The 24,281-nt window shown below is 66.8% G+C and carries 26 protein-coding genes; 13 read left to right on the top strand and 13 right to left on the bottom strand.

Annotation, left to right across the window (positions count from 1 at the left end; translation table 11 throughout):
• Window positions 1-126 precede the first annotated feature (126 nt).
• On the top strand, window positions 127-471 hold the full coding sequence (locus tag ASE72_RS12685; protein WP_056021593.1) for a tetratricopeptide repeat protein: 345 nt from the start codon (window positions 127-129) through the stop codon (window positions 469-471).
• Between the two features lie 90 nt (window positions 472-561).
• On the opposite strand, the gene dcd is transcribed toward ASE72_RS12685, so the two are convergent.
• Window positions 562-1,116: a dCTP deaminase gene (dcd, locus tag ASE72_RS12690; RefSeq protein ID WP_056021596.1), complete on the bottom strand. Its 555-nt coding sequence runs from the start codon at window positions 1,114-1,116 to the stop codon at window positions 562-564.
• 130 nt (window positions 1,117-1,246) lie between these two features.
• On the opposite strand from dcd, the gene ASE72_RS12695 reads away from it, so the two are divergent.
• On the top strand, window positions 1,247-2,161 hold the full coding sequence (locus ASE72_RS12695; RefSeq protein ID WP_056021599.1) for a Gfo/Idh/MocA family protein: 915 nt from the start codon (window positions 1,247-1,249) through the stop codon (window positions 2,159-2,161).
• Between the two features lie 11 nt (window positions 2,162-2,172).
• On the opposite strand, the gene ASE72_RS12700 is transcribed toward ASE72_RS12695, so the two are convergent.
• Genes ASE72_RS12700 through ASE72_RS12710 form a run of 3 tightly spaced genes read right to left on the bottom strand, consistent with a single transcriptional unit; the run spans window position 2,173 to window position 3,803 of the window.
• Window positions 2,173-2,637, bottom strand: a complete 465-nt coding sequence (locus tag ASE72_RS12700) for a cytidine deaminase (RefSeq protein ID WP_156350422.1) — start codon at window positions 2,635-2,637, stop codon at window positions 2,173-2,175.
• Window positions 2,634-3,299, bottom strand: a complete 666-nt coding sequence (locus ASE72_RS12705) for a glycoside hydrolase family 25 protein (protein WP_200916247.1) — start codon at window positions 3,297-3,299, stop codon at window positions 2,634-2,636. The genes ASE72_RS12700 and ASE72_RS12705 overlap by 4 nt, the downstream gene beginning before the upstream one ends.
• Before the next feature lie 21 nt (window positions 3,300-3,320).
• Window positions 3,321-3,803 (bottom strand): UPF0262 family protein, encoded by a 483-nt coding sequence (locus tag ASE72_RS12710; protein ID WP_056021605.1) that lies wholly within the window; start codon window positions 3,801-3,803, stop codon window positions 3,321-3,323.
• Between the two features lie 144 nt (window positions 3,804-3,947).
• Between ASE72_RS12710 and ASE72_RS12715 the strand changes: the two genes are divergently transcribed.
• Window positions 3,948-5,438 carry a replicative DNA helicase gene (locus ASE72_RS12715; RefSeq protein ID WP_056021608.1) on the top strand — a complete coding sequence of 497 codons (1,491 nt, stop codon included), beginning with the start codon at window positions 3,948-3,950 and terminating at the stop codon, window positions 5,436-5,438.
• Window positions 5,439-5,601: 163 nt separating this feature from the next.
• Here ASE72_RS12715 and ASE72_RS12720 read toward each other — a convergent pair whose 3' ends face one another.
• The 5 genes from ASE72_RS12720 to cobA form a co-directional block, all read right to left on the bottom strand.
• Complete coding sequence (locus ASE72_RS12720) at window positions 5,602-6,354, bottom strand: phosphoadenylyl-sulfate reductase (protein ID WP_056021610.1); 753 nt, start codon at window positions 6,352-6,354, stop codon at window positions 5,602-5,604.
• Window positions 6,347-6,787, bottom strand: a complete 441-nt coding sequence (locus ASE72_RS12725) for a DUF934 domain-containing protein (protein WP_056021613.1) — start codon at window positions 6,785-6,787, stop codon at window positions 6,347-6,349. Before ASE72_RS12725 ends, ASE72_RS12720 begins: the two co-directional genes overlap by 8 nt.
• The gene (locus ASE72_RS12730; protein ID WP_056021616.1) at window positions 6,780-8,411 is read right to left on the bottom strand and encodes a nitrite/sulfite reductase; all 1,632 of its coding nucleotides are present in this window, start codon (window positions 8,409-8,411) and stop codon (window positions 6,780-6,782) included. The genes ASE72_RS12725 and ASE72_RS12730 overlap by 8 nt, the downstream gene beginning before the upstream one ends.
• A gap of 237 nt (window positions 8,412-8,648) precedes the next feature.
• Window positions 8,649-8,945 (bottom strand): DUF2849 domain-containing protein, encoded by a 297-nt coding sequence (locus tag ASE72_RS12735; RefSeq protein WP_056021619.1) that lies wholly within the window; start codon window positions 8,943-8,945, stop codon window positions 8,649-8,651.
• The gene (gene cobA, locus ASE72_RS12740) at window positions 8,942-9,745 is read right to left on the bottom strand and encodes a uroporphyrinogen-III C-methyltransferase (RefSeq protein WP_056021623.1); all 804 of its coding nucleotides are present in this window, start codon (window positions 9,743-9,745) and stop codon (window positions 8,942-8,944) included. The genes ASE72_RS12735 and cobA overlap by 4 nt, the downstream gene beginning before the upstream one ends.
• Window positions 9,746-9,906: 161 nt before the next feature.
• Between cobA and ASE72_RS12745 the strand changes: the two genes are divergently transcribed.
• Window positions 9,907-11,727, top strand: a complete 1,821-nt coding sequence (locus tag ASE72_RS12745) for a DUF885 domain-containing protein (protein WP_056021626.1) — start codon at window positions 9,907-9,909, stop codon at window positions 11,725-11,727.
• 31 nt (window positions 11,728-11,758) lie between these two features.
• Here ASE72_RS12745 and astD read toward each other — a convergent pair whose 3' ends face one another.
• Both astD and ASE72_RS12755 read right to left on the bottom strand, forming a co-directional pair.
• The gene (gene astD / locus ASE72_RS12750) at window positions 11,759-13,171 is read right to left on the bottom strand and encodes a succinylglutamate-semialdehyde dehydrogenase (RefSeq protein WP_056022331.1); all 1,413 of its coding nucleotides are present in this window, start codon (window positions 13,169-13,171) and stop codon (window positions 11,759-11,761) included.
• 76 nt (window positions 13,172-13,247) lie between these two features.
• On the bottom strand, window positions 13,248-14,615 hold the full coding sequence (locus ASE72_RS12755) for a protein adenylyltransferase SelO (protein ID WP_056021629.1): 1,368 nt from the start codon (window positions 14,613-14,615) through the stop codon (window positions 13,248-13,250).
• 37 nt (window positions 14,616-14,652) lie between these two features.
• On the opposite strand from ASE72_RS12755, the gene ASE72_RS12760 reads away from it, so the two are divergent.
• From ASE72_RS12760 to ASE72_RS12785, 6 genes are all read left to right on the top strand, one after another.
• Window positions 14,653-15,534 carry an alpha/beta fold hydrolase gene (locus ASE72_RS12760; protein WP_056022334.1) on the top strand — a complete coding sequence of 294 codons (882 nt, stop codon included), beginning with the start codon at window positions 14,653-14,655 and terminating at the stop codon, window positions 15,532-15,534.
• Between the two features lie 63 nt (window positions 15,535-15,597).
• Window positions 15,598-16,356 (top strand): SDR family oxidoreductase, encoded by a 759-nt coding sequence (locus ASE72_RS12765; protein ID WP_056021632.1) that lies wholly within the window; start codon window positions 15,598-15,600, stop codon window positions 16,354-16,356.
• A gap of 168 nt (window positions 16,357-16,524) precedes the next feature.
• Entirely contained in the window at window positions 16,525-17,634 is a 1,110-nt protein-coding gene (locus tag ASE72_RS12770) for a glycosidase (protein ID WP_056021635.1), read from the top strand.
• A gap of 67 nt (window positions 17,635-17,701) precedes the next feature.
• Window positions 17,702-18,844 (top strand): glycosyltransferase family 4 protein, encoded by a 1,143-nt coding sequence (locus ASE72_RS12775; RefSeq protein ID WP_056021638.1) that lies wholly within the window; start codon window positions 17,702-17,704, stop codon window positions 18,842-18,844.
• Window positions 18,845-18,906: 62 nt separating this feature from the next.
• On the top strand, window positions 18,907-20,310 hold the full coding sequence (locus ASE72_RS12780) for an NAD(P)H-dependent flavin oxidoreductase (RefSeq protein WP_056021641.1): 1,404 nt from the start codon (window positions 18,907-18,909) through the stop codon (window positions 20,308-20,310).
• Between the two features lie 32 nt (window positions 20,311-20,342).
• Window positions 20,343-20,969, top strand: coding sequence for a LysE family translocator (locus ASE72_RS12785; protein ID WP_056022337.1), 627 nt, complete (start codon window positions 20,343-20,345; stop codon window positions 20,967-20,969).
• 40 nt (window positions 20,970-21,009) lie between these two features.
• Here ASE72_RS12785 and ASE72_RS12790 read toward each other — a convergent pair whose 3' ends face one another.
• On the bottom strand, window positions 21,010-21,201 hold the full coding sequence (locus tag ASE72_RS12790) for a hypothetical protein (RefSeq protein WP_200916249.1): 192 nt from the start codon (window positions 21,199-21,201) through the stop codon (window positions 21,010-21,012).
• A 68-nt stretch (window positions 21,202-21,269) separates the two neighbouring features.
• Complete coding sequence (locus ASE72_RS12795) at window positions 21,270-22,268, bottom strand: 2-hydroxyacid dehydrogenase (RefSeq protein WP_056021644.1); 999 nt, start codon at window positions 22,266-22,268, stop codon at window positions 21,270-21,272.
• Window positions 22,269-22,449: 181 nt separating this feature from the next.
• On the opposite strand from ASE72_RS12795, the gene ASE72_RS12800 reads away from it, so the two are divergent.
• The 3 genes from ASE72_RS12800 to ASE72_RS12810 all read left to right on the top strand — a co-directional run bounded on the left by ASE72_RS12800 (window position 22,450) and on the right by ASE72_RS12810 (window position 24,223).
• Window positions 22,450-22,941, top strand: coding sequence for an SH3 domain-containing protein (locus ASE72_RS12800; RefSeq protein ID WP_056021647.1), 492 nt, complete (start codon window positions 22,450-22,452; stop codon window positions 22,939-22,941).
• Between the two features lie 35 nt (window positions 22,942-22,976).
• Window positions 22,977-23,750: a prepilin peptidase gene (locus tag ASE72_RS12805; RefSeq protein WP_082445973.1), complete on the top strand. Its 774-nt coding sequence runs from the start codon at window positions 22,977-22,979 to the stop codon at window positions 23,748-23,750.
• 113 nt (window positions 23,751-23,863) lie between these two features.
• Window positions 23,864-24,223 carry a hypothetical protein gene (locus ASE72_RS12810; RefSeq protein WP_056021650.1) on the top strand — a complete coding sequence of 120 codons (360 nt, stop codon included), beginning with the start codon at window positions 23,864-23,866 and terminating at the stop codon, window positions 24,221-24,223.
• Window positions 24,224-24,281 lie beyond the last annotated feature (58 nt).

Consider the following 24,281-nt stretch of genomic DNA (forward strand, 5'->3'; position numbering starts at 1 on the left):
CGCACCGCCCATCCGTCTCGGTCCTGCGCAGTAAGAATCACGTCTTGCGACTCGGTCACGGAAGTGACACACCAGTGTCACAAAAGTGAAACCTTCCGGCAAGGAAGGGCGATAGGAGACGAAGTCATGCGCATTTCCGGGTTGGTGATCCTCGCGCTCGCCGGTGTCGCGGCTCCGGCATTGGCCGCCGATCAGAACGGGTATCAGGCGATCGTGGCGGGCGATCTCGCGACCGCCGAACGCAGCATTGTCGCAGAGCGGCAGATCTATCCCGATCGTCCCGAACTGATGCTCAATCTGGCCGCGGTGTACCGCAAGACGGGACGCGCGACCGCGGCCCGCGCCTTGTACGCCGAGGTGCTCGAGCGGCGTCCGGTCGCGATGGACATGCCATCGGGCGAGGTCGTGTCGTCGCATGAGCTGGCCCGCCGTGCGCTCGGCACGCCGTCGGTACAGCTCGCCACGCGGTAAAGCCGCAAGCGTCAAGCGGGGGGTGTTCGGCGCGCGGGCGCTACCCGTCGCGCCTTGCACCGTTCCTGATATGTAGGTTGCTGCCCGCGACTAGAGCCGGGGCAGCGTCACGCCGCGCTGTCCCATATATTTGCCCGCGCGGTCGGCATAGCTCACCTCGCATGGCTCGTTTCCCTGCAGGAACAGGAACTGGCAGGCGCCCTCGTTCGCATAGATCTTGGCGGGGAGCGGCGTGGTGTTCGAGAATTCGAGCGTCACATGGCCTTCCCATTCGGGTTCCAGCGGGGTCACGTTGACGATGATCCCGCAGCGCGCATAAGTCGACTTGCCGAGGCAGATCACGAGCGTGTCGCGCGGGATCCGGAAATATTCGACGGTCCGCGCCAGTGCGAAGCTGTTCGGCGGGATGATGCAGACGTCGGTCTTGCGGTCGACGAAGCTGTTCGCGTCGAAGTTCTTCGGATCGACGATCGCGCTGTCGACATTGGTGAAGATCTTGAACTCGTCCGCGACCCTGGCGTCATAGCCATAGGAGGACAGGCCGTAGCTGATGCAGCTGTCGCGTCGCTGCGCTTCGTGGAATGGCTCGATCATCGCGTCGCCAAGCGCGCGCTCGCGGATCCAGCGGTCGGACATGACGGACATGATAGCTCCCCTTCGCGCGGGGCTTTCGCGCGGATGGCGTGCCACGGCAAGGGGGAAGCTCGACAGCGCGCAAACCGACGATAGAGAAGGGCGCCTGCCGGCGAGCCATCGCCGAGGGACGGGGGACGGGATGCGCGTACTGCTATGTGGGTTGGGCGATATCGCGCGGAAGGCCTATCTCCCCGTGCTGGCGTCGACGCCGGGGCTCGAGGTCCGTCTCGCGACGCGCGATCCCGCCACGCTGGCCAGCCTCGGAACGATGTATCGGATCTCGGGGCTGCATTCGAGCCTCGACGAGGCGCTTGCCACGACGGGCTTCGACGCGGCGTTCGTCCACAGCGCGACGGCAGCGCATCCGGCGATGGTCGAAACGCTGTTGCGCCGGAGTATCCCGGTGTTCGTCGACAAGCCGCTCGCCGACTCGTGGGAAGAGGCGGAGCGGCTGGTCGACCTCGCCGTGATGGAGGGATGCCTGCTGCGTGTCGGCTTCAATCGCCGCTACGCACCCGGCTATGTCGCGCTGCGCGACACGGCCCGGTCGTTCGTGCTGATGGAAAAGCACCGGTACGCGCAGCCCGACACGCCACGCCGCGTCGTATTCGACGACTTCATCCATGTCGTCGACACGTTACGCTTCCTTGCACCGGTCCCGACGCCGCGCGTGACGATCGAGACGATCGTTCGCGACCGACGGCTCCACGGTGTGACGATGACGCTGGCGGGGGACGGTTTTCACGCGGTGGGGACGATGCAGCGCGACTCGGGACTCGACGAGGAGCGGCTGACCGTGATCGGCGATAACCGGACGGTGTCGGTGGCGAATATGTCGGACTCGATCGAGTGCGACGGCGTCGAGCGCCACCGCCGTCGGGGCGACTGGACGCCGGTCGCGCGCCAACGCGGGTTCGAGGCGATGTGCGCGGACTTTCTCGACGCGGTCCGGACGGGACTCGCGACCGATGCCGCCGATATCGTCGAGACGCACCGGTTGTGCGAGGCGATCGTGCGGCATGCGGACGGGGACCGACGACCGCTGCGGACCTGATCCGACAGGGGTCAGCGGATCCCGAGATCCGCGGGGCCGAAGGCGTCGGGCAGCAGGTCGGACAGAGAATAGCTGCGGATCGCATCGCCTTCGGCCGCACCGCAATGAACGGGCAGATCGCGTCCGCCCAGCTGTGCGGCCTCGTTGATCACCTGGCGGCATCGGCCGCACGGGCTGACGGGGGCGATCCCGGTCGCCCTGCCATCCGCATCCATCGCGCCGCCGATCACGCCGATCGCCACGACCTCGCGCAGCCGGCCCTGCGCGCTTGCCGACGCGATCGCGACGGTCTCCGCGCAGAGCGACAGTCCGTAGCTCGCATTTTCGACATTCGCGCCGGTGACGATGCTGCCGTCTTCGAGCAGCACGGCCGCCCCCACCGCGAACCGCGAATAGGGGGCATGTGCATGTCGCGCCGCATCGCGTGCCGCGGCGATCAGGCGGGTTGCTTGCTCGGTATCGAATATCTCGCTCATCGTGCCACTACGTCCCAATTCACCGGTCCCTTGATGCCTTCGATGCGGCGAAAGCTGCTTGCACGCCACATCCGCCACGGCTGCGCCGCATAATCGGGCGTGACGATATCGGCCATCGCCCAGATCGGCCGTGGCAGTGCGGCGGACAATCCATAGGTCGACTCGACCGACTTGCCGATGCGGAGCAGCACGGGCTTGGCCGTGTGCGTCTCGACCATCGTCACGAACCGCGTCAGGTCGCTCACGAGCATGGCCTTGTCGGGCCGTGCGGTGCAATCGTCGCGGAACTGGATGTCGATCGCGACCGGAAGCGCATCCTTGGCGGCGGGAACGAAGGTGTTGAACGCGTTCGCCTGATCGACCGCGGGCTGGCAAAGCGAATAGACGTGAACCGCGCCACGCCGCAGCCCTGCCTCGGGCAGCGCCGCCCAGTTCGTTTCGAACGCGGGATCGCGCCGGTCGCTGCCCGAGGTCGCGACGATGTACGCGAAGTCGGCCCCGCGCGCGCGCACCGTGCCCCACTCGACCGGCGGGGGGTTCTCGCCCAGATCGATGCCCTGCAACGGGTAGAGCGCCGCCGCAGGATGCCACTGGGTCGCATAGGCCCAGCCGCCGATCCCGAGCCCGCCGGCGCCGAACAACAGCGTCGCGATCTTCAACATGCTATTCGCCATCAGCGTTGCTCAACCGCGCAGGTGCAGCACGCAGATGAGCGTGAACAACCGGCGCGCGGTGTCGAAATCGACCTCGATCTTGCCCGCCAGGCGATCCTTGAGCAGCTCGGCGGCCTCGTTGTGGATGCCACGCCTGGCCATGTCGACGGTTTCGATCTGGGCAGGCGTCGCCTGGCGGATCGCCTGGTAATAGCTGTCGCAGATCGCGAAATAGTCCTTGATCGGTCGGCGGAAACGGCCGAGCGCGAGCACCAGTGTCTCAAGATGCGTGTCGTCCTCACGGTGGATATGGATGCCGAGACGACCTTCCTCGGTCTCGAGCTTGATTCGGTAGGGGCCGGCATAGCCGTCGGAATGCTGGCGTTGCGGCGCGAAGTGATTGCCCTCGATCAGGTCGAAGATCGCGATCCGCCGCTCCTGTTCGATGTCCGCGGTGCGCCACGCGATGGTGCGCTCGTCGAGCTGTACGTCGATGATCCGCGGGTCGGCCATGCGACGTTCGATAGCGGTGGTCGTTACGCCTGTCACTTCTCTGCTGCAGGGGCATGACGTCGCGCCGTCACGGCTTCGCCACTTATCCCCATCATTCTGACGCACCCGGCTTGGAGCGGCGCAGCGCAGTGCGTATTACGCGGCATGGCAACTCTCGCATTTCCCGTCCCCGCTGTGGCCGAGCCGCAGCAGCTTCCCCGCAACGTCGAGGCCGAGGCGGCGATGCTCGGCGCGATGATGATCGACAACCGGCTCGCCGACGATCTGGTCGACAAGCTCGAGCCCGGGCATTTCTTCGAACCCGTCCACGGGCGGATCTTCGCCGCGATCAAGACGCTGCGCGGCAACGACATGCTGGTCACGCCGGTCACGCTTCGGCCAATGTTCGACGCGGACGAGGGCATGCGCGAGTTGGGTGGGCCGGCGTATCTTGCCGGGCTGACCGGCAGCGGCGCCGGGCTGATCGGTGCGCGCCAGTTCGCACAGCAGATCTACGACCTTGCGATGCTCCGGGCGCTCGTTTCGGTCGGGCGGACGCTCGTCGACCGCGCGATGGACACCTCCGAAGAGGTCAATCCGCGCGCGCAGATCGAACTGGCCGAAGAAGAGCTGTTCAAGGTCGCGGCGGATGGCGGCTCGGAGAATTCGGTGAAGTCGTTCGCGCAGGCGACGACCGCGGCGGTCAAGATGGCCGAGCGTGCGCTCAATTCCGGCGGCAACCTGTCGGGCGTCACGACCGGCATCGATTCGATCAACGCGAAGATCGGCGGCATGCATCACAGCGATCTCATGATCCTCGCGGGCCGTCCGGGCATGGGCAAGACGTCGCTCGCGACCAATATCGCGTTCAACGCGGCGCGGCGCTGGATGCGCGACATGGCCGACGGGATCGCGCCGAAGGATTCGGTGGGGGCGAAGGTCGCGTTCTTCTCGCTGGAAATGTCCGCGGATCAGCTGGCGACGCGTATTCTCGCCGAGCAGTCGCAGATCAGTTCCGAATCGCTCCGCATGGGTAAGATCAGCCGTACCGAGTTCGCACAGCTTGCGGCCGCCGCGGCCGAGCTCGAGAATCTGCCGTTGTTCATCGACGATACCGGCGGTCTGTCGATCGGCGCGCTGCACACACGCGTCCGCCGGTTGCAGCGTCGCCACAACAACGAGATCGGGCTGGTCGTGGTCGACTATCTCCAGCTGCTGTCGGGGTCGGGCAAGAGCAAGGATGGCAACCGAGTCCAGGAAATCTCGGAGATCTCGCGCGGGCTGAAGACGCTGGCGAAGGATCTGAATGTCCCGGTGCTCGCGCTGTCGCAGCTGAGCCGCGCGGTGGAATCGCGTGAGGACAAGACGCCGATGCTGTCGGATCTTCGCGAATCGGGCTCGATCGAGCAGGACGCCGACATGGTCTGGTTCGTGTACCGCGAGGATTATTACGTCGCGTCGAAGGAGCCCAAACGCCCGACCGAAGGCGACAGCGCGAAGATCTTCGAGGATCACGCGTCATGGGCGGCGGAGATGGAACGCGTCTATGGCCTGGCCGAGCTGATCATCGCCAAGCAGCGTCACGGCGCGACCGGCAAGGTGCGGATGAAGTTCGATCCGACGATCACGAAGTTCTCGGATCTGGCCGAGTATTGAGTGTATCTCCCTCTCCCCGCGGGGGAGAGGGAAGGGGCCCGCGGCGCTTGCCGTGGGAAGGGTGAGGGGGCGTGAGGCTCGGGACGTTGCCTCCCAACGCCCCTCACCCTTCCGTCGCCTCCGGCTCCTCCCTCCCTCTCCCCGGCGGGGAGAGGGACACGGATCAGATGACCGGGTCGTAACCCCCGGGGGCGTGGATGCCGCATTCGACCTTGTCGAAGCTGCGCCAACGCCCCGCGCGCGGATCTTCGCCCGGGGCCACCTTTGTCGTGCAGGGCGCGCAGCCAATCGAGAGATAGCCCTGCGCCTCGAGCGGATGCCGGGGGAGGTCGTGCTCGGCGAAATAGGCGTCGAGCTTGGCCTTGTCCCAATCCGCCAGCGGGTTGATCTTCAGCCGGCCCTCGTCCTCCTCGAACCGCGGCAGCGCGGTGCGTGTCCCCGACTGGAACCCCTTGCGCCCCGAGATCCACGAATCGAACGGCGCGAGTGCGCGGCGCAGCGGCTCGACCTTGCGCAAGTCACAGCAGCCGTCGGGATCGTAGGACCAACGAAGCCCGGTCTTGTCCTTGATCGCGAGCAACCGCGGATCGGGCCGGAATACGCGCAGGTCGGTGAAACCGAGCTTCTCCGCTAGCTCGTCGCGGTACGCGAGAGTCTCGCCGAACATCTTCTGCGTGTTGGTGAAGACCACCGGCACGTCGACATCGACCTGCGCGACCATGTGCAGCAGCACCGCCGACTCGGCGCCGAACGACGACACCGCCGCAATCCGCCCGCGCAACTCGCCCGCGAGCAGTTCGCGCAGCATGTCCTGCGCGGACACGCCCTCGAACCGCGCCTGCATCGCCTGCGCATCCGCGCGGGTGAAGGCGGGCGTCACGTCGATCATGTCGAGCTGGCGCGCAGGTTTACCCATGGCGCAGCTTCCAGATCGGCACCGCGCCGTCCGCGGCCTTCTGATAGGGCGAATCATAGCGTTCGAGGCTGGCGCGCAGGACGTCGATGTCGATCGGGGCCTGGGGCGCGAAGCTGTCGAAGCCGCAGCGCCGCATCAGCGGGATCTGGTCGACGAGTACGTCACCCTGCGCACGCAGCTCGCCGGTATAGCCTGCCTCGCGGAGGATCCGCGCCGTCGAATAGCCGCGCCCGTCGCGATAGCCGGGAAAGCTCACCTCGATCAGCGCGAGCTGGTCGATCTGCGGCAACAGCGCGCGCGCATCGTCGCCCGCCTCGAGCCGCACCGCGGCCGCGTTGCTCTGGCCGATGAACGAATCGAGCGTCACCGCAGGCTCGTCATGCGGCTCGTCGTCGCGGAAGCGGAGCAGCGTCTGGTCCGGATACTCAACCATAAATCGCCTCCTTGAACGTCTCGAATCCGACGCGGCGGTAGGTGTCGAGGAACCGCTCGCCCGGATCACGCACCTGCAGATAGCGGTCGGTGACGCGTTCGATCGCGTCGACCACGCCGTCCTCGGAGAAGCCGGGGCCGGTGATCTTGGCGAGGCTCACATCCTCCGCGCCCGAGCCGCCGAGCGAGAGCTGGTAATTCTCGGTGCCCTTCTTATCGACGCCGAGGATGCCGATGTGGCCGGCATGGTGATGCCCGCAGGCGTTGATGCAGCCGCTGATCTTGAGCTTCAATTCGCCCAGGTCGCGCTGGCGGTCGAGGCTGCCGAAGCGCGTCGCGATCTTCTGTGCGAGCGGGATCGAGCGCGCATTGGCGAGGCTGCAATAATCGAGACCGGGGCAGGCGATGATGTCGCTGATCAGGTCGAGATTGGCCTCGGCCAGGCCCGCCTCGTTGAGCGTCGACCACACCGCGTGCAGATCGGCCATGCGGACGTGCGGGAGGACGATGTTTTGCGCATGCGTGACGCGCAGCTCGTCGAAGCTGTAGCGCGTGCCGAGATCGGCCATCACGTCGATCTGGTCCGCCGACGCGTCGCCGGGGATGCCGCCGACGGGCTTCAGGCTGATGTTGACGATCGCATAGCCGGGCTGCTTGTGCGCCTTGACGTTCTGGTCGAGCCAGACCGCGAAGTCGGGATCGCTGCGGTCGATCTCGGTGGACGCGCTCTCGTCGAACGCGGGGGCACCGAAATGGCTCGTGATCCGCTCAAGCTCGGCGCGCGGCGGATCGAGGCCGAGGCCCTTCACCGCGGCGAATTCCTCCTCGACCTGGCGACGATATTCGTCGGGGCCGATCTCGTGCAGCAGGATCTTGATCCGCGCCTTGTAGATGTTGTCGCGGCGACCGTAGCGATTATAGACGCGCAGGCACGCCTCGAGATAGCTCATCAGGTCGTCGGCGGGGACGAAATCGCGGATCTCGTGGCTGATCATCGGCGTGCGGCCCATGCCGCCACCGACATAGATCTTCGCGCCGAGTTCACCGTCGCGAACGTGCAGACCGATGCCGATATCGTGCAGCCGCATCGCCGCGCGATCCTCGTCCGCCGCGATCACGCAGATCTTGAATTTCCGGGGCAAGTAGGTGAACTCGGGGTGGAACGTGCTCCACTGACGGATCAGCTCGGCCCAGGGGCGCGGATCGGCGACCTCGTCCGCGGCGGCGCCGGCGAACTGGTCGGAACTGATGTTGCGGATGCAGTTACCCGACGTCTGGATGGCATGCATCTCGACCGTCGACAGCTCCTGGAGGATGTCCGGGGTCTGGTCGAGCTGGATCCAGTTGAACTGGATGTTCTGCCGCGTGGTGAAATGCCCGTAGCCGCGATCGTACTTGCGCGCGATGTGGCCGAGCATCCGCATCTGCCGGCCGTCGAGCGTGCCGTACGGCACCGCGACGCGCAGCATGTACGCATGCAGCTGGAGATACAGGCCGTTCATCAGCCTGAGCGGCTTGAACTGGTCCTCGGTCAGCTCGCCCGAAAGGCGGCGGCGGACCTGGTCGCGGAACTCGTCGACTCGCTGGTCGACGATCGCCTGGTCGTATTCGTCGTACTTATACATGGGGGGTTCCCGGTAGAATTTGGTTCACGCGAAGGCGCGATGGCGCGAAGAAGATCGGGTTCACGCGGAGGCGCGGAGACGCGGAGAAGAAAGAACCCGCGTCAGCGGGTATCGGATCTGTCTCGATCAGCGAGTTTGAGTACCGCTGCGCGGCACGCGCAACACCTCCGCGTATCCGCGCCTCCGCGCGAACCACCTTCTCACTGATTTCTTCGCGCCTTCGCGCCTTCGCGTGAATCATATGACCCAGCTCCCCGCAGATGGATCCGCGGGTTTGAGAGTCAGGTCGGGCCGCATCGTCGGGCCAAGCGCCCGGATACGGTCCTTGATGTGCGCGGGGCGGGGGCCGTCGTCGGTCTGCGTCGCCTCGATCAGATAGGGGACGTTGACGCGGCGTGCGCCTTCCTCCGCCCGGAGGATCGACTCACCCGCCACGCCGACATCGACCGCGTCCTCGATATGGCGCGACCAGCCATTGCCGGTCCACCATATGACGTCGCCCGTCGGCAGATCATTTCCCGTCAGCACTCTCACGCCTGCACCTCGTCACCCATAGCATCTGCCACCCGAGCCCAACGCGCGAGCTTGTCGGTCGCGTCGGACAGTTCGACGACTTCGCCTACCACGATGATTGCCGGGCTGGCGACACGTTCGCGGGCCACCATCGGTCCGAGATCAGCCAGCAACGTCCGCATCGCGCGCGAGCCCTGCAATGTCCCACGTTCGAGCACCGCGACCGGCATGTCCGGCGCGACGCCGTCGGCGATCAGCTTGTCGGCGATGTCGGTCGCGGTCGCGATGCCCATGTAGATCACGAGCGTCCGTCCCTGTCCGGCCAGACCCGACCAGTCCTGTTCGGTCAGCCCCTTGCACTGACCGGCGACGAAGCTGACCGCGCTGGAATGATCGCGGTGCGTCAGCGGCAGCATCGCTTCGGCCGCGCAGCCGAGCGCCGCGGAGACGCCCGGGATCACCTCGACGGGCAGGCCCGCGGCGCGGACCGCCTCAACCTCCTCGCCGCCGCGGCCGAAGACGAAGGGATCGCCGCCCTTGAGACGGACGACGACCGCCCCCGTCTTGACGTGCGCGATGATGAGCGCGTTAATCGCCTCCTGCGGCAGCGTGTGACGCGCGCGCTGCTTGGCGACCGAGATGCGCTGCGCCCGGCGCGATGCGAAATCGAGCACGCGCGGATCGATCAGACCGTCATGCACCACGACATCGGCGATCCCGAGTGCCTCGACCGCACGAACGGTGAGCAGCCCGGGATCGCCGGGACCGGCACCGACGAGAATGACGCGCCCACGCGCGTTCGGATCCAACAAACTAGCCATGATAAGGAGATGGGGGCTCGCCGTGAGAAAGGCGACACCAGCATTATTTGGCCCGATCCTAGTCCTGCTTTCCCCAAATGCCGTTTGTGGACTGGTGGCGTCGAAATCGGCGCGATAGGGGCGGTGATTAATCGTCGATCCAGCGACGTGAGGATATCTTGATGAAGCGCCCGATCTGCCTTGCCGCCTTGCTGCTCGCGACCACTCTCATCGGCGCGGTGCCGGCGGCGGGCCAGGCGCTTCCGCCGCCCACGCCGATCCCCGGCGACGGGCCCGAGGATGCGAAGCTGAAGCGGCTGTTCTACGACAGCGACGAGCGCGATCTTCGCAACGATCCGATCCAGGCGATCTTCCGCGGCGATCTGCGCTATGCGGCAAGCTTCGGCGAGTATCTCACCGACGCACGCACCGCGCGCGACCGGCGCAACGCGGAGAGCGACCTCGCGGCGATTACCGCGATCGACCGCAGCAAGCTGACCCGCGTCGACCAGATCGCGTACGACGTGTTCCGCTATGGCAAGGAGGTGGCGTTGCGGGGGCTTGCGCCCGACATCGTCGCCATCGACCGGCTGCTACCGATCAATCACTTCGGCGGGTTCCAGACCTTCTATCCCGATTTCGCGTCGGGCACTGGCGGGGCGCCGTTCAAGACAGTCATGGACTATGACAACAACCTGCGCCGCAACGCAGGGTACGCAGCCGTGTTCGACCGCGCGATCGCGCTGATGCGCGAAGGCATGGCAAAGGGGGTGACGCAGCCCAAGCTCGTCGTGCGCAACATGATCGGCCAGTTCGACAATTTGATCGCGCAGGGCGTCGAGAAATCGACCTTCTATGCGCCGGTGACGCTGTTTCCGGCGTCGATCCCGGCGGCAGACCGGACGCGGCTCACCGCGGCATATGCAAAGCAGGTCCGCGAGGTCATCAACCCGGCGCATGTGAGGATGCGCGACTTCCTGGCGAACGAATATCTCGCCAAGGCGCGTGACACGGTCGGCCTTTCGGCGCTGCCGGGTGGCGCGGCGCTGTACGCGCAGCGGATCGAGGACAGCACGACGTTGCGGCTCGAGCCCGATGCGGTGCATCGGCTCGGGCTTTCCGAAGTCGCACGCATCACGCGCGAGATGGAGGCGCAGAAGGCCGCGGTCGGCTTCAAGGGCAGTTTGCCGGCATTCTTCGACTATCTGCGCACCGATCCGAAATTCCAGCCCAAGACCGCGGATGCGGTGCGGCTGGGCTATGAGGCGATCGGCAAGCGCGTCGATGCGCGGATCGCGACGCAGTTCTCGCTGGTCCCGAGGAGCCCGCTGGCAATCCGCCCGGTCCCCGATTTCCGCGCGAAGACCGATGCCGGCGGCTCGTACCAGCAGGGGACGCCCGACGGGACGCGGCCGGGGATCTTCTACTACAACACCTATGACCTGCCGACGCGCTATCTCTGGGGGATGGAGACGCTGTACCTGCACGAGGCGGTGCCGGGGCATCATTACCAGATCAGCTTGGCACAGGAAAACGTCGCGCTGCCCGCGTTCATCAGGTTCGGCGGCAATACCGCCTATGTCGAAGGCTGGGCGCTATATGCCGAGACTCTGTGGAAGGAACTCGGCGTCGAGACCGACCCGTATCAGCGGATGGGCGGGCTGAACGACGAGATGCTGCGCGCGATGCGGCTGGTGGTCGACACGGGGATCCATGCCAAGGGCTGGAGCCGCGACAAGGCCATCGCCTATATGCTCGAGAACTCACCGATGGGACGAACCGATGCCACCGCGGAGGTCGAGCGCTATATCGCGATCCCGGGGCAGGCGCTGGCATACAAGATCGGCCAGCTGACGATCCTCAGGGTGAAGGCGAAGGCCAAGGCCGCGCAGGGGGCAGCATTCGATCCGCGCGCGTTCCATGCGCAGGTGCTCGATACCGGCGCGCTGCCGATGCCCGTGCTCGAGAAGAAGATCGACGACTGGCTCGGCGGGGTGAAATGACGGCGTGCGCGGCGCCGCCTGTCGCCCCGCGTCAGGCGTCGCGCAGGCCGATGCCGATGCTCGCGCGCGCGGTCTCGGATTCGCTGCTGACGACGGGGTAGGCGCAGTAATCGGCAGCGTAATAGGCGCTCGGCCGGTGGTTGCCCGACCAGCCGACGCCGCCGAACGGTGCGCCTGACGACGCACCGTTGGTGGGCTTGTTCCAGTTGACGATCCCGGCGCGGATGTTCGCCCAGAAACGGTCGTACAGCGACGGGGTCTGGCTGATCAGCGCGGCGGACAGACCGTAGCGCGTGTTGTTTGCCTCGGCGATCGCGGCGTCGAAATCGTCGGTCCGGAAGACCTGCAGGATCGGTCCGAACAGCTCGAGGTCGGGGCGGTCCGCCATGTCGGTGACGTCGATCATCGCCGGACGCAGGAACGGCAGCGTGTCGACCGGGCGCTCGAGATGCCGGATCGGGCGCCCCCCGCGCATCAGCAGGGCGAGAAAGCTCTCGGTCAGTTGATCGGCCGCGTCATTGTCGATGACCGGGCCCATGAAGGGTGCCGGGTTGGCATGCGGGTGGTCGACGATGATCCGCGTGATCATCGCCTCGATCGTGTCGAGCAGTGGCTGGGCGAGGCGTTCCTGGACGATCAGCCGTCGCGCGGCGGTGCAACGCTGCCCGGCGGTGGTGAAAGCCGACTGGACCACGAGCACCGCGGCGGTGTGAAGGTCGGGCGTGTCCCAGACCATGATCGGGTTGTTGCCGCCCATTTCAAGCGCGAGGATCTTCTCGGGCTTTTCCGCAAAGGCGCGATTGAGCGCGAGCCCGGTATGCGCCGAGCCGGTGAACAGCAGGCCGTCGATATCTGGATGCGCGGCGAGCGCCTTGCCCTCGGCGGGGCCGCCGACGAGCAACCGGATGCAATCCTCGGGCACGCCCGCCGCGCGGTAGCATTCGACGAGGAACGCACCCGTCGCCGGGGTCTTTTCGGACGGCTTGAACACCACCGCATTGCCGGCGATCAACGCGGGCACGATGTGTCCGTTGGGAAGGTGCGCGGGGAAATTATACGGGCCGAGCACCGCGAGTACGCCATGCGGCTTGTGACGCAGCGCGACGCGGCTGTTCATCGGCGCCTCCATCCGGCGCTGCGCGGTGCGCTCGGCATAGGCGCTGACCGAGATGTCGACCTTGGCGATGACCGTCTCGACCTCGCTCCGCGCTTCCCAGACGGGCTTGCCCGTTTCGCGCGCGATCAGGTCGGTGAACTCGTCGTTGCGCTGGCGGACGACGTTGGCGAAACGGCGCATCGTCTCGATCCGGAACGCGAGCGGTTTCGATGCCCAGCCGGCCCAGCCGCCGCGCGCCATGCCGACTTCGGCATCGACATCGCCGATCGGGTGGCGCCACAACAGGACACCGGTCGCAGGTTCGTAGGAAAGAATTTCGTCGGCCATGTCCGGCTCTTGCCTGAAATTCCAGGCCGTTTCCACCATGGCGCTCGGCGTCTGCATCGCGTTGCTGCCTGCGGGATCAGGCGAGCGCCTCTCCCATCGCCCTGATCGCCGCGATCTTGGCCTCGAGCGCACCCCAGTCGTCGTGGTCGGCGATGCCCGACCAGATAGACTCGACCTCGTCGATCAGCATGCTGCACGGGCTTCCCGACCAATAGGGATGCGCGCGATCCCTGCGCGCGGCATACCCGGCGAGTCGCGTTCGGACGTCGTCCCATGGCGCGCCATATTCCGGCGGCAGGTCGCCCCCGAACGCATCGAAGAAGAAGCGGTCGAGGCTGCTGCCTGTCGTGCGAAGCGCCTGCTCGGTTGCCTGGACCAGTGCACGATCGCCATCCGGATCGCTTGGCTGGACGCCGAGGCGCCAGAGGATCGCCTCGCTGACCTCGGTCTGGTAGCGTGGGCCGAACGTGTCGAGGGCCGCGATCAGCGGTTCGCTCTCGGCAAGAAGCCTGAGCGAGACCGCGAGCTGCATCACGTCCCAGTGGATTGCCTCGGGCTGGCGACCGAAGGCGTACAGGCCTTCGTGATCGAAATAGGCGGCCGTGAACCCCGGGTCCCAGGTCGGCGCGAACCGCCACGGGCCGTAGTCGAAGCTCTCCCCGGTCACGTTGATGTTGTCCGAATTGAGCACGCCGTGGACGAAGCCCGCCGCCATGTAGCGTGCCGCAAGCCGCGCGGTGCGGCCCACGACGCGGTCGAGCAGCAGGACAGGGTCGTCGCTGTCCTCTCCATAAAGGTTGCGCAGCGTGTAGCCGACGAGCTTGCGCAGGCTTGCCTCGTCGCGCTCGTAGGCGAGCCGCTGGAACGTCCCGATGCGGACATGGCTGTGGTTCAACCGGACAAGGACGGCGGAGCGCGTCGGGCTGGGCTCGTCGCCGCGCTGCAACCGCTCGCCCGTTTCGATCAGCGACAGCGTGCGCGAGGTCGGGACGTTCAGTGCCTCGAGCATTTCAGTCGCGAGGATTTCGCGCACGCCGCCCTTCAGCGTCAGGCGACCGTCGCCCGCGCGGCTCCACGGCGTCTGGCCCGATCCCTTGGTGCCAAGATCCATCAGCCGGCCGCGATCGTCGCGCATCTGCGCGAAGGTGAAGCCGCGGCCGTCGCCAAGATCGGGATTGTAGTTGCGAAACTGGTGCCCGTGATAGCGCAGCGCGAGCGGACCGAGCAGCGTGTCCGGCAATGGCGCGAAGCGTCCGAAATGCTGGGTCCATTCCGCGTCGTCGAGTCCGGCGAGCCCGACCTGTGCGGCAGCACGGTCGTTCCGGAAGCGCAATATGGTGTCGGGAAAATCCGCCGCCATGACGGGATCGAAGAACGCATCCCCAAGCGTAAGCAGCGTGGTTTCGGGGCGATAGGCTGGGGAGGCTTGCGGGTCGATGGGCATGCAGCGATATGGTGGCCGCTACCCGAAGGACGCAACCATGGCCGCTTACGAAAACCTCTATTGGTGGTCCAACGACGGGCTCAGGCTGCATGCGCGCGACTATCCGGGGGGCGAGCCGGGGCGGCCGCCGATCCTGTGCCTGCCCGGGCTGACGCGCAACGCGCGCGACTTCGACGCGCTGGCGGCCCGGCTTGCGGGGCGCTGGCGCGTGATCGCGGTCGATTTCCGGGGCCGTGGGGAGAGCGCGTTCGCGAAGGACCCGATGTCCTATGTCCCGCTCACCTATGTCCAGGATGTCGAGGCGCTGCTGACCGAGCAGGGGATCGATCGCTATGTCGCGTTCGGTACGTCGCTCGGCGGGATCGTGACGATGTTGATGGGCGGGCCCGCGCGGGGCCGGATGGTCGCCGCGTTGCTCAACGACGTCGGCCCCGAGATCGACGCGCAGGGCTTGTCGCGGATCCGGGGCTATGTCGGCAAGGCGAGCGTCTTCCCGACCTGGATGCATGCCGCGCGCTGCGTCGCGGAGAACAACGCCGACGTCTATCCCGACTGGTCGATCGAGGACTGGCTGGCGATGGCCAAGCGGCTTTACCGGCTGAACAGTGCGGGGCGGATCGTGCTCGATTACGACCTGAAGATCGCCGAGCCGTTTAGGGTCCCGGGCAATGAGGCGGGGCCGGACATGTGGCAGGCCTTGGGGTCGTTGCGCGACGTGCCGACGCTGATCGTCCGCGGCGGCCGCTCCGACCTGTTGTCGGCCGCGGTGGCGGAGCGGATGGCGGCGTCGCTCGACGAGGCAGAGCTGGTGACGGTGCCGGGGGTCGGGCACTCGCCGACGCTGAGCGAGACGATGCTGCATGGGCCGATCGACCGGCTGCTCGACCGTGCGCTTGAGAGGGCGGCCGTCGCGACCTAAGGGGAGATGCGACGGACATCGCTCGTACGCGGTCCTCCAGGCTTTTCTCACTCGGGATATTTCATGACCTCACCTGCCGACGCGCATACCCATGTCCGCCCTCTCAAAGGCCGCCGCGCGATAATCACGGGCGGGACGACGGGGATCGGCCGGGCGATCGCCGTGCTGCTCGCGTCGCAAGGCGCGAAGGTCTATATCTGCGGACGCGACGAACAGTATCTGCAGGATGCGCTCGCAATGATCCGCGAGGTCGGTGACGGCGACGGGATGATCACCGAACTGGCCGATCCCGACAAGGTCCGCGCGTTCTTCGATGCGGGCGAGGCCTATCTCGGCGGCTTCGACATCACCGTCGTCAACGCCGCGGTCGCTGCAGGCGGGCTGACGCAGATGGACGAGGACGCGCTGCGCTATGCGATCGCGGTCAATTTCACCGCCTATCTGCTCAGCGCGCATCATGCCGCGCACCGGATGACGCCGATCGGCGACCTCGTCCTGATCGGCTCGCTTAGCGCGCATATCCTGGGACCAAGCTCGACCGTCTATGCGGGGATCAAGTCGGGGATCGCCGGCTTCGCCGAGGCGCTGCGTCGCGAACTGGGGCCCAAGGGGATCCGGGTGTCGCTGATCGAGCCGGGCAAGGTCGGCTCCCACATGCAATATCCCGACGTGCCCGACGAGAAGCAGCGGGAAATGGTCGCGGCGGAGCAGATGCTGCGCGCCGAGGACATCGCGGCAGGTGTCGAGTTCCTGCTGACGCAGCCGACACGGAGTGTGATCCAGCAGCTCGTCATCGTGCCCCGCGCGCTCGAGGGGGAATAACGCAGGCGGACGGCGCAGCCTCGTCGAAGGCCACACCCGCACCGTCATCCTGACGAAAGTCAGGATCCAGCGTGACCGAGGGCCGTCTTTCGTGGCTCTGGATCCTGACTTTCGTCAGGATGACGATCAGGAACTGGCGGTATCGCCTTTCGCATCAAGGAGAATAGCATGTTCGATCAGCTCGTCTTCACCCCCGCGGACATCGACCTGTCGCGCTCGCCGCTGGCGGGGAAGGTCGCCGCCGAGACCTATGTCCTCGGCGCGTTCAATCCCGGGATGACGCGACTGGCGAATGGCAACCTCCTGATGATGGTGCGCGTGGCCGAGGCGCTGCGCGAGCCGATCAAGGGCGGCAACGTCCATGCGATCCGCTGGCAGGACGGCGCCTATCTGCTCGATCCCTGGCCGTTGCAGCTTGTCGACACCGCCGATCCGCGCAAGTTCATGATGCGCGGCGGCGGGTGGAAGGTGATGGCGCTGACCTCGCTGTCCTGGCTGCTGCCCGTCGAGCTCGACCCCGAGGGCCGCTCGGTCGTCGCGGTGCATTACGACAAGGCGATCGCGCCGCGCACGTCGTACCAGTGCTACGGGGTCGAGGATGCGCGGATCTCGAAGGTCGGCGACCGCTATCTGATGACCACCTGTTCGGTCAGCCCGGAGCGGCATTCGACCACGCTTTACTCGTCCGACGACGCGCTCGACTGGCAGCTCGAGGGGATCGTCCTCGATCACCAGAACAAGGACATGCTGATTTTCGAAGGGCTGATCGACGGGCAATATTGGGCGCAGACGCGGCCGCTCGGCGACCTGTATTTCGCCTATCCGCCGGGCAGCGAGTGGCGCGCCGGCCCCTCGATCAACCTGTCGCGCTCGCCCGATGCGCTGCACTGGAAGCCGCACGACAAGCCTGGAATCCGGCCGCATGCCGCCACCGTGTCGACCGCGCGGATGGGCGGCGGCGCCCCGCCGATCCTCACCGATCGCGGCTGGCTGACGCTGTGGCACGGTGTCGAGCCGTCGGGCGTGGTCGGAATCTATCGCACCTATTGGTCGATCCTCGACAAGGACGATCCGTCGATCACGATCGCGACCGAGCACGCCCCGCTGCTCGAGCCCAGCCCCGCGTTGACCGAGCCGCTGAAGGACAGCCTGTATCTCGACAATGTCGTCTTCACGACGGGCATCGCGGACGCAGGCGATTTCTACGTCGTCGCGAGCGGCGAGGCGGATCTGGCGTGCCGGATCACGCATATCCCGAAGCAGGTCTTCGCAGCCTGAATGCGGCGACCATGCGAAAACGCTGTTGAGCCTTGAACCCGGCGGCGGGAATCGGCATCGCTCGGGCATGGCCGCTCCCGTCAACATCCTCCACCTCCATTCCTCGTTCGATCTCGGCGGCAAGGAGGCGCGGGCGGTCCGGCTGATGAACGCGTTCGGCGATCGCGCGAAGCACAGCATCGTGTCGGGCGTGCCCGATGCGCTGGGCGCGCAGGCGTCGATCGCCAAGGGCATCCGGTACGAGATCGCGCAGAACCCGCCGCCGCTGACCGGCAAGCCGTCGGTCAAGCGGTACGAGGCGATCGCGCAGTATATGCGGCGGTTCGACCTCGTGCTGACGTATAATTGGGGCGCGATCGACGGGGCAATGGCGCGCCGCGCGTTCGGCAAGGGGGCGCCGCCGCTGGTCCACCACGAGGACGGCTTCAACGCGGACGAAGCCGGTGGCCTCAAGATCGAGCGCAACATCTATCGCCGGCTCGCGCTGGGGGCGGCGCACGCGCTGGCGGTGCCCTCGGAAGTGCTCGAGGACATCGCGCTGCGGACGTGGAAACAACCCCGCGAGCGCGTCCACCGGATCGTGAACGGCATTGGCACCGCCTATTACGCGCAAAAGCCCGACCCCAAGGCGATCCCCGGGTTCGTCCCGAACAGCAAGGAGGTCGTGATCGGCGCGCTTGCCGGACTGCGCGAGGTGAAGGACCTGGCCGCGCTGGTGCGTGCGGTCGGCGGCGTGTCGGGGCGCGTGCGGCTGGTAATCATCGGCGAGGGTCCGGAACGCGCCCGGATCCAGCAGGCCGCCGCCGCAATGGGGCTTGGCAAAGTGCTGGTGATGCCCGGTTTTCTCGACCGCCCCTATCGCTACATCGGCCATTTCGACATTCTCGCGCTATCGTCGCGCAGCGAGCAATTTCCGATCTCGGTGGTCGAGGCGATGGCGGCGGGGCTGCCGATCGCGAGCTATCCGGTGGGCGATGTCGCCCGGATGGTGTCGCCGGAAAACGCGCCCTTCATCACCGCCAATGCCGACGAGGTAAAGCTGCGCGACGCGTTGCAGGCGCTCGTGTCCGATCCCGCGTTGCGCGCGACGATCGGCGCTGCGAACCGCGCGCGCGCGACGGCCGAATTCGACGAGTCGGTGATGATCGCGCGCTATCGGACGCTGTACGAAGAGGCGCTGGGGCGGCCGGGGGCGTTGACCCCGCTCTGAATTTGCTCGCACGTTGCGTCCTTGCGATATAGGGGGCCGTATTTTCCGGGAGAGGTGACGTCGTGTTCAAGGGCCTGAAGCCTATCGTCTATAACGGTCGCGAAGTGTGGCCGCTCGTGGAAGGCGGCAAGGGTGTCGCTGCGACCAATCACGCGTCCGCTGGCGCCTGGGCTGCAGCGGGCGGCATTGGCACGGTTTCCGCCGTGAACGCAGATAGTTACGATCCCGACGGCAAGATCATCCCGCAGGTCTATGCGGCGCTGACGCGGCGCGACCGGCACGAGGAGCTCGTCCAGTACGCGATCGACGGTGCGGTCCAGCAGGTCGAGCGCGCGTACGAGATCGCCGACGGCAAGGGTGCGATCAACATCAACGTGCTGTGGGAGATGGGCGGCGCGCAGCGGATCCTGCACGGCGTCCTCGAGCGGACGCGCGGCAAGGTCGCGGGCGTCACCTGCGGCGCGGGCATGCCGTACAAGCTGAGCGAGATCACCGCGTCCTACGGCGTCAGCTATCTGCCGATCGTCAGCTCGGGCCGTGCGTTCCGCGCGCTGTGGAAGCGCGCCTATTCGAAGGCGGCCGAGTGGCTCGCCGCGGTCGTGTACGAGGATCCGTGGCTCGCGGGCGGGCATAACGGCCTGTCGAACGCCGAGGACCCGCTCAAGCCGCAGGATCCCTATCCGCGCGTCAAGGAACTGCGCGACGTGATGCGCGAGGGCGGCATCTCCGACGACGTGCCGATCGTGATGGCGGGCGGCGTGTGGTACTTACGCGACTGGAACGACTGGATCGACAATCCCGAGCTCGGCACGATCGCGTTCCAGTTCGGCACGCGCCCGCTGCTGACGCGCGAAAGCCCGATTCCCGAGGGCTGGAAGAACGCGCTGACGCAGATCGAAGAAGGCGACGTGCTGCTGCACAAATTCTCGCCGACCGGCTTCTATTCGTCCGCGGTGCGCAACCCGTTCCTGCGCAGCCTCGAGGCGCGGTCCGAGCGCCAGATTGCGTTCTCGACGCAGGAGGCGGGCGACCATGTGTTCCAGCTCGACGTCGGCGTGAAGGGCAAGAATTTCTGGGTCACGCGCAACGACCTGCTGCGCGCACGCCAGTGGTTCGGCGAGGGGCATACCGATGCGCTCAAGACGCCCGACAACACGCTGGTGTTCGTCAGCCCGAACGAGAAGGGCATGATCCGCAAGGATCAGGCCGACTGCATGGGCTGCCTGTCGCAATGCTCGTTCTCGAGCTGGGCGGATACCGAGACCAATTCGACCGGGCGCCTTGCCGACCCGCGCAGCTTCTGCATCCAGAAGACGTTGCAGGACATCGCGCATGGCGGCGATATCGAGCAGAACCTGATGTTCGCGGGCCATGCCGCGTATAACTTCAAGAAGGACCCGTTCTACTCGAACGGCTTCGTGCCAAGCGTCGGGCAGCTCGTCGATCGGATCCTGACGGGCGACTAAACGTCGTTCGGCGGTGACGGGGAGGGGTGGCGATGACCTTGCATCTCTGGTGGCTGTTCGTCGTCGCGGTGTTCCTGCTCTGCGGGACGCCGGGGCCGAACATGCTGCATGTGATGACGCGAAGCGTTGCGTTCGGGGCGCGGCGCAGCATCGCCGCGATGGCGGGATGCCTGTGCGCGCTCCTGCTCGTGCTGGCCGCCTCGGCGGCGGGGGTATCCGCGTTGCTCGCTGCATGGCCGCGCGTATTCGACGCCTTGCGCTATGCCGGTGTCGCCTATCTCGTGTTTCTCGGGATCAAGGCATGGCGTGGCGCCGGTGCGCCGGTCGATGTCGGATCGGATGCGCTGCCCGTCGCGGCCTCGGCGCGGCGGCTGTTTCGCGGCGGCTTCGTGATCGGGATCAGCAACCCGAAACTGCTGCTGTTTGCGGCGGCGTTCCTGCCGCAGTTCGTCGACAGGGGATTCCCGCAGGCGCCGCAGTTCGCGATCCTGGTCGTCACTTTCGCGGTCGTGGAAAGCTTCTGGTACGGGGTCTACGCGATGTGCGGGCGCACGCTGGCGCGGCATCTTCGGCGTCCCGCGTTGCGCCGCGGGTTCGATCGCGCGACGGGCGGAATCTTCATCGGGTTCGGCGCAGCGTTGCTCGGCACGCACGCCTGAACGCGGTTCGCGCGGGCCGTTGGCCGGCCCGCGCGTCCGATCATTTTGCCACGGTGCCGACGACCGCACCACCGGTGCCGCCGATTGCCGCACCCTTTTCGACGCTACCGCCGGTTGCTGCGGCGACGCCTGCGCCGCCCGCTGCGCCGATGCCGGCGCCCTTCAGCGTCGAACACGCGCTCATCGAAACGGCGGATGCGACCAGCAAGGCGGAAACTGCGATCTTCTTCATGGGGATACTCCTTCTCTCCGGGGGTATCCAACTAATGCCGCGTCGCAGCATCGGTTCCCAAAAACCGGTCAGGCCCAGCCTTCGAGCACCTGATCGGGGGGGCGGTGTCCGTCCGCCCACATGCGGATATTCTGGATGACCTTCTCGCCGGTCGCGATCCGGCCTTCGAACGTCGCGGAGCCCATGTGCGGCAGCATCACGACGTTATCGAGCGCGAGCAGCCGTGGATCGATCTCGGGCTCATGCCGCCAGACGTCGAGTCCGGCGCCCGCAAGCCGCCCCGATTCGAGCGCGTCGATCAGCGCGTCCTCGTCGACGATACCACCACGCGACGCGTTGATCAGAAAGACATGGGGGCGAAGCAACGCGATCCGACGCGCGTCGACCAGGTCGCGGCTGTCGGCATTGAGCGGCGTGTGGAGCGTGACGATATCGACCGCGGCGAGCATCTCGTCGAGCGAATCATGCCATGTCGCACCCAGCGCGGTTTCGAGCGACACGGGCAGTCGGCGCCGATTGTGATAGTGGACGGACAGCCCGAACGCGGCCGCACGCCGCGCGACCGCCTGGCCGATCCGACCCATGCCGACGATGCCGAGCGCCTTGCCGCCGATCCGGTGGCCCAGCATCCCGCCGGGGCTCCAGCCGGTCCAGCTTCCCGAGCGAACGAGCTTTTCGCCCTCCGCCAGCCGGCGCGGCACCGACAGGATCAGCGCCATCGTCATGTCGGCGGTGTCCTCGGTGAGGACGCCGGGGGTGTTGGTGACGATGATCCCGCGGTTGCGTGCGGCCTTGAGGTCGATGTGGTTCACCCCGGCGCCGTAATTCGCGATCAGGCGGAGGCGGTCGCCGGCACCGGCGATCAGCGCGGCGTCGATATCGTCCGTCACCGTCGGAACGAGCACGTCGCAGTCGGCCATCGCGGCCGCCAGCGCGTCGCGCGACATCTTCTCGTCTGCGCGGTTGTTGTGCGTTTCGAACAACGCCTCCATCCGGTCCATGACCACGTTCGCGAGTTCGCGCGTGACGACGACCTTCGGATTGGGGCAGCGACGGGTATCGGGCATGCCGACGGCTTGGCGAACCCCGTCGCAGGCGTCAACGAAGAAGCGGCAGGGTCCCGTCGCACGTGCCGGTTCCCGCGATCGCGCGCGATCGCACTGGCCTGCGCTTAGTGGTTGAAACCGGAGCATTCGGCGCGATAGGGATTGGCAACCCGCGGGCTGCGTCGGGCTACAGGATATCGCCATGCGCCTCTTTGCCGTCGGTTTCGCCGTCACCGCCACGTTGCTTCTGATCGTCGAACCGGCGGCCGCGGCGGATCCGGACCGGAAGGTCCCCTATTACGCGTCGATCGCGGCGGGGCGGGCGCGGACACGGACGGGGCCTGCGCGCACCTATCCGGCAAGCTGGCTGTACCAGCGCGCCGACCTGCCCGTGAAAGTCGTCGCGATCCACAAGGAATGGCGCAAGATCGCCGATCCGGATGGCACCGAAGGCTGGATGCAGGCCAATCTGATGAGCGCCACGCGGACCGCGATCGTCCGCGGCGGGGTGCCGATCGATCTGCGCGCGCGTCCGAGCGAAAGCGCGAAACTGCTGTGGCGGGCCGCACCCGGCGTGGTCGGACGGCTGAGCCAGTGCGCGAACGGCTGGTGCCTGATGGACGTCAAGGGGCAGGCCGGGTTCGTCAGGGTCGATGCGCTCTGGGGTGTCGATGCGGAAGAAACGCTTCCCTGATTGACGGCGGGGCAGGCGCTCGTCACGCGGCAGGCATGATCGATATCGCAAACCTGCCGATGCCGCTCGTCGCCGCGGTCCTTCTCGGCGGGCTGGGTGCGATCTTCGGAAGCTTCATCGCGGCGCTCGTGATCCGCTGGCCGCAGGATCGTTCGGTGGTCGAGGGACGGTCGTGCTGCGATCATTGCGGTCGCGTGCTTCGCCCGATCGAGCTGATCCCGCTCGTCAGTGCGGTGCTGACGCGAGGAAGGTGCAGGCATTGCCGCGCGCCGATCGATCCGATCCACTGGCGGATCGAGGCCTGCGCGGTTGCGATCGGCGCGGTCGCCGGGATCGTTGCCCCCAGTGCGGAGGGCGTCGCCGGTGCGGTCTTTGGCTGGATCCTGCTCGCGCTTGCCGCGCTCGACATCGTCGCGTTCTGGCTTCCCGACCGATTGACCGGCCTGCTGGCGATCGGCGGCGCGATCGGTGGGATCGCCGGTATCGGACCGATCGCGATCGACCGGCTGATCGGCGGCGGCGTGGGCTATGGCAGCTTGTGGCTCATTGCCGCCGGTTATCGACGGCTGCGGGGCCGCGAGGGGATGGGCGCCGGCGATCCGAAGCTGTTCGGGGCGATCGGGTTATGGGTGGGTTGGCAGATGCTGCCCGCGATCCTGTTGATCGGCAGCATGATCGGGCTGGGTGTCGTACTGTCGGCGCGGCTGCGCGGCGCCGCGGTGACCGCGGACACCGCGCTCCCGTTCGGCGCATTGCTCGCGATCGCCGCTTATCCGGCCTGGCTATTCATGATAACGACCGCGCCATGATCGGATTGCTTTTTGCCGCTGCGTTGCAAGCGTCGTCCACCGCGTCTCCACCGACCGCTACTCCGCAGACCGCCCCTTCGTTGACTGGGGGGCAATCGGGCAGCACGGCGCCCATGCTGGGTCCGATCGGCAAGCAGGTCATGCCCGCAAAGGGGTGTGCCGCGTTCCTGTGGGGGACGACCGACCGGACGCTGGTGGCGATGGCCGGGGCGGAAACGGGGCGGATCCGGGTCGCGATCGACGGCAAGCCGATCGATTACCTGCGTGCCGATGAAAGCGGCGCCGGCGGCTTCGGCTTTGCCGGTGTCACGACCTATCGCGGCGGCGATCTGACGATCGCGCTCGACATGACGATCGTGTCGCGCGACGATCTCGCGTCGGGGGCGATGATCCCTGCGGCGACGCTACGGATCGACCGGCCGGGACGCGACACGGTGATCCTGCCGGTCGCGGGCATGGTCGGCTGCGCGTAAATCGCAACGGTGCGAAACTTTCAGAACTTTCGAGCGTTCGGAACAGCTAACGGGGATG

Origin of the sequence: Sphingomonas sp. Leaf20 (assembly GCF_001421535.1) — a bacterium.
Taxonomy (GTDB): Bacteria; Pseudomonadota; Alphaproteobacteria; order Sphingomonadales; family Sphingomonadaceae; genus Sphingomonas.